Raw genomic sequence first — 16,809 nt, 5'->3', positions numbered from 1 at the left:
GCGTGGTCGCTAGAGGTTGGCCACCCAGTCCTCGATGGCCTGTGCGGTGGTGCCCGCCTGCTTCTCCATCATCGTGAAGTGGTTTCCGGGGACGTCGACGGCGGAGTCGGCGGGCCAGTCCGATTGCCAGCTGGTGGCCGACGCGTCCGGATCCACCTCCCCCAACGGGTCCGCCGCACGGACGAGCAGGCTGGGAACCGAGCTCTCCGGCGGCTTCCATCCCTCGAACAGATGCAGATACCAACCCATGGCGGACATCCGGACACCCTCCATGGAGACGAGGGCCTCCCGCTCGTACATCTCGTCCAGCATGGCGTTCTCGAACTGGCCGATGCTCGCGCTGTACGGAAGGTAGGTATCCAGCAGGACGACGCCCGCGGGCGGTGTGCCCTCGCTCTCCAGAGCGGCGGCCACCGAGTGGGCGATCATCCCTCCGGCCGAGGAGCCGAGGAGGACGACCGGGGCGCCGTCGGCGTACTCGGAGACGATCCGCGCCTGGAAGCGGAAGAACGCCTCCGGGGTGGCCGGAAGGCTCTCGCCCTGGACGAACCCCACGGCGGGAAGGGCCGCGACGTCCCGGCTGCCCCGGAACGGGGCGGCGAGCTGCGCGTACTGGTGGACACCGCCCAGCGCCATGTACGACGAGAAGCACATCAGCCGGGGGCGCTCGGCACCCCGGGAGAGTCGCACGGGCCTGATGCTCCCCTCGAAGTCGGCCGGGTCCTCGAAGGTCGGACGCAGCCGGGCCGCGTTCACCAGCAGATCCATACCGATCTTGGTCTTGCCCTGCTCCGCCGCCTGCCGGAACAGGGAGCCGAGGGTGTCGGGCGCGTCCGCCTGCGGCGCCGGAGCCGCGTCGGCGGGCGCCGGAGGGGCGGTCCGGTCGGCGGCCGGAGCGACCGGGGCCGACGGCTCCTGGGCCTGCCTGCCGGCCGGGGCGGACGCGATCTCGGCCGCGAGCCGGGGCCGCAGATAGGACACCAACTCGAGGGGGCTCGGGTGGTCGAAGACCACCGTGGTGTTCAGCCGGAGGCCGGTGACCGTGGCGAGCTGGTTGCGGAACTCCACCGCCGTCAGCGAGTTGAAGCCCATCTCCATGAACTCGTGGCTGGTGTCCACGTCATTGGGCGACCCGAACCCGAGCACCGCGGCGGCGAGGGTACGCACCAGTTCGAGCAGCGCCTCCTCGGTCTCGGCCTTCGACAGTCCGGCCAGCTGCTGCCGCAGCTGGCCGGGCTGGTCGCCGGCCTCGGATTCGACCGTCCGGGCCGTACGCCGGACGGCGGATTCCGGGACGATGGCACGGAACACGGCGGGCATCGCGGCGCCCTGGGCGCGCAGCGCACCCAGGTCCAGCCGGGTGGGGATCACCACGGCCCGGCCGGTGGCGATGCCCTCGTCGAACAGCTCCAGGCCCTCCTTGGAGGAGAGCGGCACCAGGCCCGAACGCGACACCCGGCGCAGGTCGCCCTGCCCGAGGTGTCCGGTCATGCCGCTGGCCTGTTCCCACAGTCCCCATGCCAGCGAGACGCCCGGCAGCCCTTGGGCGCGCCGCCATGACGCGAGGCCGTCCAGGAACACGTTGGCCGCCGCGTAGTTGCTCTGTCCGGCCGCGCCGAACGTACCGGCGGCCGACGAGAAGAGCACGAAGGCCGACAGGTCCATCCCCGCCGTCAGCTCATGCAGGTTCCACGCCGCGTCCACCTTCGCCCGCAGCACCGGCTCGACCCGCTCGCGCGTCATGGACGCGAACAGCCCGTCGTCGAGCACCCCGGTCGCGTGCACCACGGCGCTCAGCGCGAACTCCTCGGGCAGCCCCGACAACACCGCGGCGAGCGCCTCACGGTCCGAGGCGTCGCACGCCGCGATCACCACCTGGGCGCCCGCGGCCTCCAGCTCGGCCCGCAACTCGGCCGCGCCGTCCGCGTCCGCGCCACGACGGGACAGCAGCACCAGCTTCTCGACGCCGTGCCGGGCCACCAGATGCCGGGCCACCAGACCGCCCAGCACACCCATGCCACCCGTCACCAGCACCGCGCCGGAACCGAACGTCCCCGACTCGGGGGCGTCGCCCGAGGGCAGCGATCGCGCCAGGCGCGGCACGCGGACCTCACCGGAGCGCACCACCACCTGCTCTTCGCCGGAGGCCGCCACGCCCGCGAGAAGCCCCGCCGACCCCTCGACATCATCGGTGTCGACCAGCACCACCCGGCCCGGGTTCTCCGACTGAGCCGAGCGCACCAGCCCCCACACGGCCGCGCCCGCCAGATCCGTCACACCGTCACCGGTGTCCACGGCGCCGCGGGTCACCAACACCAGCCGGGTCCCCGCGAACCGCTCGTCCGCCAGCCACGTCTGGACGGTCTCCAGCACCTCGGCGACCCGCGTGTGCACCTCGTCCACCACGCCGGAGCCGCCCGGGACAACCGGCAGCACCACCATGCCGGGCATGAGCGTGCCCGACGACACGGCGTCGCCGAGCGCCACCGCGTCCGTGTACACGTCGACGGTGACGCCCGACATCTCCAGCGCCGCGCCCATGCCGAGGAGGTCGTCGCCCAGCACCGCCGACCAGCCCGGCGCCACGCTCTCGGCGGGCTTGACCGCGTCCGCCGTCCACTCCATGTGGAACAGCGCGTCACCGTTCGTCCGGCCCGCGTTCCGCAACGCCTCGGCCTGAATCGGCCGCAGGACGAGGGAGTCGACCGAGGCCACCGGGCGGCCCGAGGTATCGGCTATCGCCAGGGACACCGCCTGCCGCCCGTCCGGGACCATCCGGACCCGGAGGGCTCCCGCGCCGACGGCTTCGAGGGAGAAGCCCCGCCAGGAGAACGGCAGCAGAGTGCCCGCGCTCGGCGCGTCGTCGCCTCCGCGCATCGCCTTGCTCACGCCGATCGCGTGCAGGGCCGCGTCGAACAGGGCCGGGTGCAGACCGAAGTACTTCGCGGTGCCGAGCTGCTCCTCGGGCAGTTCCACGTCGGCGAAAACCGCGTCGCCGCGCCGCCAGGCGCGCCGCAGCCCCTGGAACGCGGGGCCGTAGCGCAGCCCGTGCTCGGCGGCGTGCTCGTATCCGCCGGAGATGTCGACGGGCTTGGCCCCGGAGGGCGGCCACTTCTTGAAGTCGAAGGAGGCCGCCGGGCCGGGCGGAGTGAGCACACCGCGTGCGTGCCGTACCCACGGGTGCCCGAGGTCGGCCCGCTCCTCGTCGGACTCGATCCGCGAGTAGACGCTCACCTCGCGGTGGCCCGCGAAGTCGACATCCCCCACCTCGACCTGGATCTGCACCCCGCCCCGCTCGGGCACCACCAGGGGCGCCTCGAGCACCAGCTCCTCGACCCGGGCGCACCCCACCTGGTCCCCCGCCTGTACGGCCATCTCCATGAAGGCCGTCCCGGGCACCAGTGCCACGCCTTCCACCGAGTGGTCGGCGAGCCAGGCGTGTGTGGCCATCGACAACCGCCCGCTGAGCAGCACTCCGCCACCACCGGCCAGCGAGACCACGGCGCCCAGCAGCGGGTGCCACACCGAGCCGAGGCCCACCGAACCCGCGTCGCCGACGGCAGCCGTCGCGTCGAGCCAGTAGCGCTGGCGCTGGAAGGCGTAGGTCGGCAGCTCGACCCGGCGGGCGCCACGCCCTTCGAACACCTTCCGCCAGTCGACGCCGACCCCGCTGACGTGAAGCTCGGCGGCCGAGGTAAGGAACCGCTCCGGGCCGCCCTCGTCACGCCGCAGCGTTCCCACGACCACCGCCCGCGCCTCAGCGGCCTCCACGGTCTGCTGCACCGGCAGGGTGAGCACCGGATGCGGGCTCACCTCGACGACCACCGTGAGGCCGTCCTTCAGCAGGGCGCGGGTGGTGGTCTCCAGCTCGACGGTCTGCCGCAGGTTGCGGTACCAGTACTCGGCGTCCAGGCCGGCCGTGTCCACCACTTCACCGGAGACCGTCGAGTAGAACGGCACCTGAGAGGAGCGCGGCTCGATGTCCACCAGGGCTTTCAGCAGCTCCTCGCGGATGGCCTCCACGTGGGCGGAGTGCGAGGCGTAGTCCACCGGAACGCGGCGGACGCGGACCCCCTCGCCCTCCAGCTGGGGGACCATCTCGTCCAGCGCGCCCGGATCGCCGGAGACCACGACGGAACCGGGACCGTTGACCGCGGCGACGGAAATGGCGCCGTCCCAGGCGGCGATGCGCTCCTTGACCTGGTCGACCGGCAGCCCGACGGACACCATGCCACCACGGCCCGCGAGACCGGCCGCGATGGCCTGCGAGCGCAGGGCCACCACCTTCGCGGCGTCCTGGAGTGAGAGGGCGCCCGCCACGCAGGCCGCGGCGATCTCACCCTGGCTGTGGCCCATCACGGCGTCGGGTTCCACGCCCACCGAGCGCCACAGCCTCGCCAGCGACACCATCACCGCGAACAGCACCGGCTGGACGACGTCCACCCGGTCGAAGCCGGGAGCGCCCTCGCCACCACGCAGCACCTCGGTCAGTGACCAGTCGACGTACGCCGACAGGGCCGTCTCACACTCGCCGATCGCCTCGGCGAACACCGGCGAGGAGTCCAGCAGCCCCACCGCCATCCCGGCCCACTGGGCGCCCTGCCCCGGGAACACGAAGGCGGCCCTGCGTCCCTTCGCCGCCTGCCCCCTGACCACGCCCGGGGTCACCTCGCCCTGGGCCACGGCCAGCAGGCCCCGCAGAAGGCTCTCGCGATCGTCGCCGATCACCGCCGCGCGGTGCTCGAACGCCGACCGGGACACCGCCAGGGAGTAGCCGATGTCCGCCACCGACGCCACCGCGAGGTCGTCGTCCTCGGCGGGGCCCTGTGCCGTCAGACGGGCGTGCAACCGCTCGGCCTGCGCCCGCAGCGCGGCCTCGCCCTTGCCTGAGACCAGCCAGGGCACGACGGCGGCGGCGACCGGGGCGGGGGCCTCGGCCTCCGGATCGGCCTGCTCCGGCTCCTCGGCTTCGAGGGCCTGCTCGATGATGGTGTGCGCGTTGGTGCCGCTGATCGCGAAGGAGGAGATCGCCGCCCGGCGGGGGCGGTCGGTCTCCGGCCAGGGCCGGGCCTCGGTCAGCAGCTCGACGGCCCCCGCCGACCAGTCCACATGCGGGGTCGGCTGATCGACGTGCAGCGTCTTCGGCAGGACGCCGTGCCGGATGGCCATCACCATCTTGATGATCCCCGCGACACCCGCCGCCGCCTGCGCGTGGCCGATGTTGGACTTGATGGATCCCAGCCACAGCGGCCGGTCCTCCGGCCGGTCCTGGCCGTAGGACGCGATCAGCGCCTGCGCCTCGATCGGGTCGCCCAGCGACGTGCCCGTGCCGTGCGCCTCCACCACGTCGACGTCGTCCGGGGTGAGTCCCGCGTTGTCGAGCGCCTGACGGATCACCCTGCGCTGCGACGGGCCGTTGGGGGCCGTCAGGCCGTTGCTGGCGCCGTCCTGGTTCACCGCGGAGCCGCGCACCACCGCCAGCACGGGGTGGCCGTGGCGGCGGGCGTCGGACAGCCGCTCCACGAGCAGCACGCCGACGCCCTCGGACCAGTTGGTGCCGTCCGCGGCCGCCGCGAAGGGCTTGCAGCGGCCGTCGGAGGCGAGTCCCCGCTGGCGGCTGAACTCGGTGAACGTGCCAGGGCCGGCCATCACGGTGATGCCGCCGGCCAGAGCGAAGTCGCACTCGCCCTGGCGCAGCGCCTGCGCGGCCAGATGCAGCGTCACCAGGGACGAGGAACACGCCGTGTCCACCGTCACCGCGGGTCCTTCGAGACCGAGGACGTAGGAGATCCGGCCGGAGGTGACGGCGGGCGTCTGCCCCGTCATCAGATGGCCTTCGACCTCTTCGGCCTCGATCGGGCCGGCCGCGCCGTAACCCTGGAAGGCGGCGCCCATGAACACCCCGCCGGTGGTGCCCTTGACGGACAGCGGGTCGATGCCGGCCCGCTCCAGGACCTCCCAGGACACCTCCAGCAGCAGCCGCTGCTGGGGGTCCATCGCCAGCGCCTCACGCGGGGAGATGCCGAAGAAGACGGGGTCGAACTGCGCGGCGTCGTGCAGGAACCCGCCCTCGTTCACATAGCTCGTGCCCTGACTGTCGGGGTCCGGGTTGTACACCTCCTCGTGCCAGCCGCGGTCCTTCGGGAACGGTGAGAGTCCGTCGGCGCCGTCGGCGACCATGCGCCACAGCTCCTCGGGAGAGCTGACCCCACCGGGGAAGCGGCAGCTCATCGCGACGATCGCGATGGGCTCACGCTGCTTCGCCTCCACCTCCCGAAGGCGCTGGCGGGTGCGGTGCAGATCGGTCGTCACCCTGTTGAGGTAGTCGCGGAGCTTCGTCTCGCTCACTGTTTGCCGTCACTTTCTTTACAGTCAGGGTCAGAGGGCGCCGGACAACGGTTCAGGACAGCCCGAGCTCGTTGTCGATGAAGGCGAACAGCTCGTCGTTGGACGACGCTCCGATCCGTTCGGCCACCTCGGCGGTGGAGCCGGAGTCGGCCGCCTCGCCCAGCTTCTCCAGGAGCTCCCGCAGCCGGTCGGCCACCTTGGTGCGGGTCTCGCCGTCGTCCATCACGTTGGAGAGCAGCGGCTCCAGCTTGTCGAGCTCGGCGAAGACCACGGGCTCGCCCGCGCCGCCGTCCGGCAGGAGTTCCTCCCGCAGGTGGTCCACCAGCGCCGTGGGGGTCGGGTGGTCGAAGACCAGCACGGCCGACAGCCGCAGCCCGGTCTCCGCGTTGAGCCGGTTGCGCAGCTCCACCGTGGTCAGGGAGTCGAAGCCCATGTCCTTGAAGGCCATGTCGGGCTCCACCGCCTCCGGCGAGCCATGCCCGAGTACGGTCGCCACCTGCACCCGCACCAGGTCCAGCAGGGCCCGGTACTGGTCGGCCGCGGAGAGACCGGTCAGACGGTCCCGCAGCGACCCGGTGCCGGTCTGCGCGGTCTCCGCCGCCACGACCCGGCGCCGGGGCATCCGCACCAGGCCGCGCAGCAGAGCGGGCACATCGCCGGTGCGGGCCTGGACGCGCAGGGCGGCGAGGTCCACATGGGTCGGCACGAGCACGGTCTCGTCGGTCCCGAGCGCGTCGTCGAACAGCGCGAGGCCCTCTTCGGAGCTGAGCGCGTTCAGCCCGGCCCGGGCGATGCGCTGGAGGTCCGCCTCGCCGAGGTCCCCGGTCATCTCGCTGCGCTGCTCCCACATGCCCCAGGCCAGGGAGACCGCGGGGAGGCCGAGTGCGCGGCGCTGGTGCGCCAGGGCGTCCAGGAAGGCGTTGGCCGCCGCGTAGTTGGCCTGGCCACCGCCACCGAAGTTGGAGGAGGCCGAGGAGAACACCACGAACGCGGAGAGGTCGAGATCGCGGGTGAGCTCGTGGAGGTGCAGCGCCGCGTCCACCTTCGGACGCAGCACCTTGTCCACCCGCTCCGGCGTCAGCGACTCCACCACACCGTCATCCAGCACACCCGCGGCGTGCACCACGGCCGACAGCGGACGCTCCGCACCAATCCCCGCCAGCAGGCCCTCCACCGCGGCACGATCGGCGACATCACACGCCACCGCCTCCGCCTCGGCACCAAGCCCCGCCAACTCCGCCACCAACTCCGCCGCACCCGGCGCCTCCGCACCACGACGACTCGTCAGCACCAACCGCTCAACCCCGTGCTCCACCACCAAGTGACGGGCCAGCAGAGCACCCAGACCACCCGTACCACCGGTGATCAGCACCGTGCCACGGCCGTCGAACGGCGTGGTCTCGGGCTCGGGCCGGTCCTCGGCCGGGGCCACCCGGGCGAGACGCGCCGCGAGCACCCGTCCGTCGCGCACGGCCACCTGCGGCTCCTCGGCGGTCAGGGCCGTCCGGAGCACCGAGGACACCTCGCCGCGCTCCTCCGGGTCCAGGTCCACCAGCAGGAACTTCCCCGGGTGCTCGGTCTGCGCGGAGCGCAGCAGGCCCCATACGGCGGCCTCGGCCGGGGTGCGCACCTCGGCGGAGGAGCGTGCGCCCATCGCGCCGCGGGTCACGAACACCAGGTAGGAGTCGTCGAACCGCTCGTCGGTGACCCATGTCCGCACCAGCTCCAGCGCGCGGTACGTGGTGCCACGCACCCGTCCCGCCAGGTCCGCGCCGTCGTCGATGCCGACCGGCGCCGCGGCGCCGGTCACCATGACGACGTCCGGCGCCGTGGCCCCGGAGTCGATCGCCTCGCGCAGCGCGGCCAGATCCGCGTACGCCACCACGTCCGCGCCCGCGGCCTCGAAACCGGCGCGCACGTCCAGGTCGTCGGTGCCCAGCACGGCCCAGGTGCCCTCGGAGGCGGGGGCCGGCGTCCCGACGGGGACGGGGGTCCAGTCCAGCCGGAAGAGCGAGTCGTGCCCGCCCGCCGGGGAGCCGGCCGACTGGATCTGCCCCTCGGCGACCAGCCGCAGCACCAGGGAGTCGACGGTGGCCACGGAGCGGCCACTGGTGTCGGCCACCGTGAGGCCGATGGAGTCGGGCCCGCGCGAGGTGAGGCGCACCCGCAGTTCCGACGCGCCCGTGGCCCGCAGCGACACTCCGGTCCAGGAGAACGGGAGCCGGGCGAGGCCCGCCTCCTCCTGGGGCACGAACATGACGGCCTGGACCGCGGCGTCCAGCAGGGCCGGGTGCAGTCCGAACCGTCCGGCGTCCGAGGCGTTCTCCTCGGGCAGCCGCACCTCGGCGAAGACCTCGTCGCCACGGATCCACACCGACCGCAGCCCCTGGAACACCGGACCGTAGGCGAAGCCGCCCGCGGCCATCCGGTCGTAGACGTCCTCGGTGTCGATCCGCTCCGCGCCCTCCGGGGGCCATACGGCGAGGTCGGCCTGGCCGGTCTCGTCCGGTGCGCCGTTCTGGGCGAGCAGGCCGGAGGCGTGCTGGATCCACGGCTGCTCCATGCCGGGCTCTTCCAGCCGGGAGTACACGTTCAGCGAGCGCGCGCCGTTCTCGTCCGGCCCGCTGACCGCCAGCTGGAGGTGTACCGCGCCGCGTTCTGGCAGCGCCAGCGGCGCCGTGAGGGTCAGCTCCTCGACCCGGTCGCAGCCCACCTGGTCGGCGGCGTACAGGGCCAGTTCGAGGAAGGCGGTGCCGGGCAGCAGGATCGTGTCCTGGATGGTGTGGTCGACGAGCCACGGGTGCGTCTGCGGCGAGAGGCGGCTGGTGAAGAGGAAGCCGTCCGCGTCGGGCAGCTCGACGGCGGCGCCCAGCAGCGGATGCGTCGGCGGGATGAGCCCCACGGCGGTGACATCGCTGGCGAACGACGTCAGCGCCTCCAGCCAGTAGCGCTCCCGCTGGAAGGCGTAGGTGGGCAGCTCGACCCGCCGGGCGTCACGTCCGGCGAACAGCCGCTCCCAGTCCACCGCGACGCCGTTCACATGGAGTTCGGCCAGCGCGGTGGTCAGCGCCCGGGTCTCGGGCCGGTCCTTGCGCAGCACCGGCACCACGACGGGGGCCGAAGGCTCCTCCGCCGTCAGGCACTCCCGCGCCATCGCGGTGAGCACGCCGTCCGGGCCGACCTCGACGAACCGGGACACGCCCTGCGCTTCGAGCGCCCGCACACCGTCCGCGAACCGCACCGCCTCGCGCACATGGCGGACCCAGTACTCCGCGGAGCACACCTCGTCCGCACCGGCCGGCCGGCCCGTCACATTGGACACCAGGGCGATGGCCGGCGGGGTGAACGTCAGCTCCTCGACGACCTTGCGGAAGTCGCCGAGCATCGCGTCCATGCGGGGCGAGTGGAAGGCGTGGCTGACCCGCAGCCGACGGGTCTTACGGCCCTGCCGCTCCCACTCGGCGGCGATCTCCAGCGCCGGTGCCTCGTCGCCCGCGATGACCACGGAGGCCGGTCCGTTGACGGCGGCGATGCTCACCTCGGCCTCACGACCGGCCAGCGACGGCGCGATCTCGTCTTCGGACGCCTGCACCGCCACCATGGCGCCGCCCTCGGGCAGCGCCTGCATCAGCCGGCCGCGGGCGGCCACCAGGGCGCAGGCGTCCTCCAGCGAGAACACCCCGGCCACGTGCGCGGCGGCGATCTCACCGATGGAGTGGCCGATCACCACATCCGGTGCCACACCCCACGCGGACAGCAGCCGGAACAGCGCCACCTCGACCGCGAACAGCGCGGGCTGGGTGAACGCCGTCTGATCCAGCAACTCGGCGTCCGCACTGCCCTCCGCCGCGAACACCACGTCCCGCAGCGGACGGTCCAGCAGACCGTCTAGGTGGGCGCACACCTCGTCCCACGCGTCGGCGAACTCCGGGAAGGCGTCGTACAGTTCCCGGCCCATGCCGAGGCGCTGCGCGCCCTGGCCCGAGAACAGGAACGCCGTCTTGCCGGCCGCCCCCGCCACGCCGCGTACGACGCCGGGCGCGGTCTCGCCCTTCGCGATGGCCTCGAGGCCACGCATCAGGTCCGCGCGGTCCTCACCGACGAGCGCGGCCCGGTGGTCGAAGAGCGAACGGGTCATCGCGAGGGAATAACCCACGTCCACGGTGGGCATGAACTCTTCGGTGGCGGTGGCCAGTTGGTCCCGCAGCCGCTCGGCCTGACCCCGGAGGGCGGCGTCGGTCCGGCCGGACAGGAGCCACGGCACCGGGGCCGCGGTGGTGTCCGGGGCCTCCTCGGTCCGTGGTGTCTCCGGCTCGTCGGAGACCGGAGCCTGCTCGATGATGGTGTGCGCGTTGGTGCCGCTCACACCGAAGGCGGACACCGCGGCCCTGCGCGGGTGGCCCCGCTCGGGCCAGGGCATGGCCTCGGTGAGCAGCTCCAGATCGCCCGCCGACCAGTCCACATGCGGCGATGCCTCGTCCACGTGCAGCGTCTTGGGAAGGGTGCCTTCGCGCATGGCCATCACCATCTTGATGACCCCGGCGACACCGGCGGCGGCCTGCGTATGACCGATGTTGGACTTGATGGCGCCCAGCAGCAGCGGCTGGCCCTCGGGGCGGCCCTGGCCGTAGGTGGCCAGCAGTGCCTGCGCCTCGATCGGGTCGCCGAGCGGGGTGCCGGTGCCATGGGCCTCGACCACGTCCACATCGGCGGAGACCAGCCGGGCGCCGGCCAGCGTCTGCTCGATCAGGCGCTGCTGCGACGGGCCGTTGGGCGCCGTCAGACCGTTGGAGGCGCCGTCCTGGTTGATGGCCGAACCCCGGATGACGGCGAGCACCTTGTGGCCGTTGCGCTGCGCGTCCGACAGCCGCTCCACGAGCAGCATGCCGACGCCCTCGGACCAGCCGGTACCGTCTGCGTCGGCCGAGAACGCCTTGCACCGGCCGTCGAACGACAGCACCCGCTGGGCGCTGAACTCGATGAACGTGCCCGGCGTGGCCATGATGGTCACACCGCCGGCCAGCGCCACCGAGGACTCGCCCTGCCGCAGCGACTGGCAGGCCAGGTGGAGGGCGACCAGCGACGACGAGCACGCGGTGTCCACCGTGACGGCCGGGCCCTCGAAGCCGAAGGTGTAGGAGATGCGGCCGGACGAGACGCTGGGGGCGCTGCCGAGTCCGAGGTAGCCCTCCACTCCCTCGCTGTCGCTCAGGATCCGCGAGCCGTAGTCGTGGTAGTTGGAGCCGACGAAGACGCCGGTCTGGCTTCCCTTCAGCGCCACCGGGTCGATCCCGGCGCGCTCGAACGCCTCCCAGGAGGTCTCCAGCAGCAGCCGCTGCTGCGGGTCGATGGCCATCGCCTCACGCGGCGAGATCCCGAAGAAGCCCGGGTCGAAGTGGCCCACCTCGTCGAGGAAGCCGCCCGCCTGGACATAGCTGGTGCCGGACTTCTCGGGGTCCGGGTCGTAGAGACCGTCGATGTCCCAGCCGCGGTCGTCGGGGAACGCGGAGATCACGTCGCCCTCGGCCATCAGCAGGTCCCACAGCTCCTCGGGGCTGCGCACCCCGCCGGGGAACCGGCAGCTCATGCCGATGATGGCGATGGGCTCATCGGTGGTCAGGGGCTTGTCGAGCCCCTCCGGCCGCTGGGGCGCTGCGGCGGTGGCGCCCGAGGTGACCGGCTGGTCGCCGAACATCTCGGTGTGCAGGTACCGGGCCAGCACCGTGGCGGTCGGGTAGTCGAAGACACAGGTGACCGGCAGTCGGAGGCCGGTGACCACGCCGAGGCGGTTGCGCAGCTCGACGGCGGTCAGCGAGTCGAAGCCGAGGTCGCGGAAGGCACGGTCGGCCTCCACCGCGTCGGCGCTGTCGTAGCCGAGGACGTCGGCGGCCTGGTTGCGCACCAGCTCAAGGAGAAGCTTGGGCTGCTCGGCGGCGGGCAGTTCGGCCATCTCCCGGCGCAGCGCGGAAATCGCGTCGTCGCCGTCGCCCGCGTCCGCGCCACTCGCGGCGGCCGGGCGGTTCAGCTCGGGCACCTCGCGGAACAGCGCGTTCGGACGTGAGCCGACGAAGTCCGGCTGGAAGCGGTCCCAGTCGATCTCGGCGATGACCAGGAAGGTCTCGTCCAGTTCCAGGGCCTGCTGCATTCCGGAGATGGCCAGTTCGGGCACCATCCCGACCATGCCGGAGCGGTCCATCCGCTCGCCGACCTCGCCGGAGCCGAGGCCGCCTCCGGCCCAGGCACCCCAGGCGATGGAGGTGGCCGGAAGGCCGTCCGCGCGCCGCTGCAACGCCAGCGCGTCGAGATAGGCGTTGCCCGCCGCGTAGCTGCCCTGACCCGGGCCGCCCAGCGTGGCCGCCCCGGAGGAGAACAGCACGAACGCCGACAGATCCATCCCGGCGGTCAGCTCGTGCAGATTGCGTGTGGCGTCCACCTTCGGGCGCAGCACACCGGCGGCACGGCGCACCGTCAGGGCGTCCAGCACACCGTCGTCCAGCACACCGGCCGTGTGCACCACGGCGGTCAGCGGGAGCTCCCGCGGGATCGCCTCCAGCACGGCGGCCAGCGCATCCCGGTCGGCCGCGTCACACGCGGCGACCGTCACCCGGGCGCCGAGCCCCTCCAGCTCCGCCTTCAACTCGGCGGCGCCCTCTGCCTCCATGCCACGACGGCTCGTGAGCACCAGATGCTCGGCACCCGTACGCGCCAGCCAGCGGGCCACATGGCCGCCCAGCGCGCCCGTACCACCGGTCACCAGGACCGATCCCCGGCTCTGCCAGGAGCCGAGGCCCTCGGCGTCCTCGGCGGCGGAGGCGCGCGTCATGCGCTTGGCGAACACACCGGAGCCGCGCACCGCGACCTGGTCCTCGCCCTCCGTGCCCGCCAGCACCCCGATCAGACGGGCCACCGCGCGGCCGTCCATGGTCTCGGGCAGATCGACCGCACCGCCCCAGCGCTGGGGGTACTCCACGCCGACAATGCGGCCCAGGCCCCACACCATCGCCTGCACCGGGCTCACCAGCCGGTCGGAGCGGCCCACGGAGACCGCGCCCCGGGTGCCGCACCACAGCGGGGCCACCACACCGGCGTCACCCAGCCCCTGGACGAGCGCCACCATGGCCGCAAGGCCGGCGGGCACCACCTCGAAGGTCGTGTGGCCGGACTCGTCAAGACCCAGCAGCGAGAACACGCCCGCCACGCCCGAGGGCTCCACCCCGGCCCCGTCGAGCGCCGCGCGCAGCCGCTCCGCCACCGTCCAGCGGTCGTTGCCCGATTCGTCGAGCACCACCCGGACGATGTCGGCGCCGCTCGTCTCCAGCCCGTTCACCGTGGCGGACACCAGGGCGTCGTCGGCGTGCGACGCGGGGAGGACGACGAGCCAGGTGCCCGAGAGGGCCGCCCCGGTGGCGGCCGCCAGGGGCTTCCAGACCACCTTGTAGCGCCAGCTGTCCACCGTGTTCTGCGCACGGCGCTGACGGCGCCAGGACGACAGCGCGGGAAGCAGCGCCGTCAGCGACGACTGCTGCTCCTCGTCCTCCACCTCCAGCGTGCGGACCAGCGCCTCCAGGTCCTCGCGCTCCACGGCCTCCCAGAAGCGCGCGTCCACCGCGTCCGCGGCCAGGCCGTCGGCGGTGGCGGCCACCTCGGCGGCTGACACGTCCAGCCAGTAGCGCTGGCGGCGGAAGGCGTAGGTCGGCAGCTCCACCCGGCGGGCGCCACGGCCCTCGAGCAGGGCGGTCCAGTCCACCGTGACGCCACGGACGAACACCTCGGCGGCGGAGGTCAGGACCCGCTCCAGACCGCCCTCGTCGCGCCGCAGCGTGCCGACGACCACGGCCTGAGCCTCGGCGGCCTCAACCGTCTGCTGGACGGGAAGGGTGAGCACCGGGTGCGGGCTCGCCTCGATGAACACGGAGTGGCCGTCGTCCAACAGCCTCCGAGTGGTGGCCTCCAGCTCGACGGTCTGGCGCAGGTTGCGGTACCAGTACTCGGCGTCCAGACCGGTCGTGTCCACCAGCTCACCGGACACCGTGGAGTAGAACGGCACCTCCGCGGCGCGCGGCTCGATACCGGCGAGGACCTTCAGCAGCTCCTCGCGGATGGCCTCGACGTGCGCGGAGTGCGAGGCGTAGTCCACCGGCACCCGGCGGACCCGGATCTCCTCGCCCTCCAGCTGGGCCACCATCTCGTCCAGCGCGCCCGGGTCACCGGAGACCACCACGGAACCGGGGCCGTTGACCGCGGCGACCGAGATCGCGCCGTTCCAGGCGGCGATCCGCTCCTTGACCTGCTCGACCGGCAGGCCGACCGAGACCATGCCACCACGGCCCGCGAGGCCGACCGCGATGGCCTGCGAGCGCAGGGCCACCACCTTGGCCGCGTCCTGGAGCGAGAGCGCACCGGCCACGCAGGCCGCGGCGATCTCACCCTGGCTGTGGCCCATCACGGCGTCGGGTTCCACGCCCACCGAGCGCCACAGCTTCGCCAGCGACACCATCACCGCGAACAGCACCGGCTGGACGACGTCCACCCGGTCGAAGCCGGGAGCGCCCTCGGCGCCGCGCAGCACCTCGGTCAGTGACCAGTCGACGTACGCCGACAGGGCCGTCTCACACTCGCCGATCGCCTCGGCGAACACCGGCGAGGACTCCAGCAAGTCCACCGCCATGCCCATCCACTGCGCACCCTGGCCGGGGAACACGAACACCGAGCGGCCGGCGTCGCCGGTCCTCCCGCGCACCACGCCGTTCGACGTGGAGGTGTCCTCGGCGACCGCCTCCAGCCGCTGGAGGAGCTCCTCGCGGTCGGTCCCGGTCACCACGGCCCGGTGCTCGAACGCGGACCTGGTCGTGGCCAGCGAGAGCGCCACGTCCGCCGTGCTCAACTCCGGGCGCTCCGTGAGGAACGCGCGGAGCTGCCCGGCCTGCGCCCGCAGCGCCTCGGCGCCACGGCCCGACACCACCCACGCCACCGGACCATCGGCGGCCTCGGTCTCGGTGGCCTCGGCCACCTCGGACTCCGGGGCCTGCTCCAGGATGGTGTGGGCGTTGGTGCCGCTCATGCCGAACGAGGACACGGCGGCGCGGCGCGGGTGGTCCCGGTCCGGCCACGGGGCCGTCTCGTGCAGCAGGGAGACGGCGCCGCCGGTCCAGTCGATGTGCGGCGAGGGCTCCTCCGCGTGGAGCGTCTTCGGCAGCACGCCCTCGCGCATGGCCATCACCATCTTGATGACCCCGGCGACACCGGCGGCGGCCTGCGTATGACCGATGTTCGACTTGATGCCGCCCAGCCACAGCGGCTGGTCGGTGGGCCGGTCCTGGCCGTACGTGGCCATCAGCGCCTGGGCCTCGATCGGGTCACCGAGGGTCGTGCCCGTGCCGTGCGCCTCGACCGCGTCCACCTCGGCGGCCGACAGCCGGGCGCTGGTCAGCGCCTGGCGGATGACCCGCTGCTGCGAGATGCCGTTGGGCGCCGTCAGTCCGTTGGACGCGCCGTCCTGGTTGATGGCCGAACCCCGGACGATGGCCAGCACCTTGTGGCCGTTGCGCTCGGCGTCGGACAGCCGCTCCACGAGCAGCATGCCGACGCCCTCGCCCCAGCCGGTGCCGTCGGCCGCGGCGCCGAACGGCTTGCACCGGCCGTCCGCCGCCAGGCCGCGCTGCCTGCTGAACTGGACGAACGCCGACGGGGTGGACATCACCGTGACGCCACCGGCCAGTGCGAGGGTGCACTCGCGCTGGCGCAGGGCCTGAACGGCGAGGTGCAGGGCCACGAGGGACGACGAGCACGCCGTGTCCACGGAGAGCGCGGGGCCCTCGAGACCCATGGTGTAGGAGATCCGGCCGGAGACGATGCTCGCCGCGTTGCCGGTGCCCGAGTGGCCCTCGACGTCCTCCAGGCTCTCGGCCGCGCCGAGCATCAGCATGGAGTAGTCCTGGCCGTTGGTGCCGACGAACACGCCGGTCCTGCTGCCGCGCAGGGACGTCGGGTCGATGCCCGCGCGCTCGATCGCCTCCCACGATGTCTCCAGCAGCAGCCGCTGCTGCGGGTCCATCGACAGCGCCTCACGCGGCGAGATCCCGAAGAACGCCGGGTCGAACTGGTCGGCGTTCTCCAGGAAGCCGCCCTCGGTCGTGTAGCTGGTGCCGGGACGGTCCGGGTCCTCGTCGTAGAGGGCGTCGATGTCCCAGCCCCGGTCCATGGGGAATTCCGAGATCGCGTCGGTGCCGTCCGCCACCAGGCGCCACAGGTCCTCGGGGGAGTTCACCCCTCCGGGGAACCGGCAGCTCATGGCGACGATCGCGATCGGTTCCTGGTCCGCTGACTCGGCCTCGAGCAGGCGCTGGCGAGTCTGCTGGAGATCCGCGGTCACCCGCTTGAGATAGTCGAGAAGCTTCTCTTCGTTCATTGTTATGTCACCCATGGAAGTAGTAAGGAACGACCCTCGGGAACCGACCGCGC

Annotated in this window: 2 protein-coding genes; both read right to left on the bottom strand. The window is 72.8% G+C overall.

What is annotated here, in order from left to right:
• Positions 1 to 9 precede the first annotated feature (9 nt).
• A complete protein-coding gene (locus ABD329_RS20935) occupies positions 10 to 6,348 on the bottom strand; it encodes a type I polyketide synthase (protein WP_198274813.1) in 6,339 nt (2,112 codons plus the stop codon).
• Positions 6,349 to 6,400: 52 nt separating this feature from the next.
• Positions 6,401 to 16,756 (bottom strand): type I polyketide synthase, encoded by a 10,356-nt coding sequence (locus ABD329_RS20930; protein WP_198274820.1) that lies wholly within the window; start codon positions 16,754 to 16,756, stop codon positions 6,401 to 6,403.
• Positions 16,757 to 16,809: the final 53 nt, after the last annotated feature.

Source organism: Streptomyces javensis, from assembly GCF_039525925.1.
Lineage (GTDB): Bacteria > Actinomycetota > Actinomycetes > Streptomycetales > Streptomycetaceae > Streptomyces > Streptomyces asiaticus.
The sequence above is the reverse complement of the archived record's forward strand: the minus strand, read 5'-3'. Positions and strand labels throughout refer to the sequence as shown.

Excerpts from the sequence above, each read along its gene's own strand:
- ABD329_RS20930 (WP_198274820.1), bottom strand. The coding sequence starts at position 16,756 with ATGAACGAAGAGAAGCTTCTCGACTATCTCAAGCGGGTGACCGCGGAT.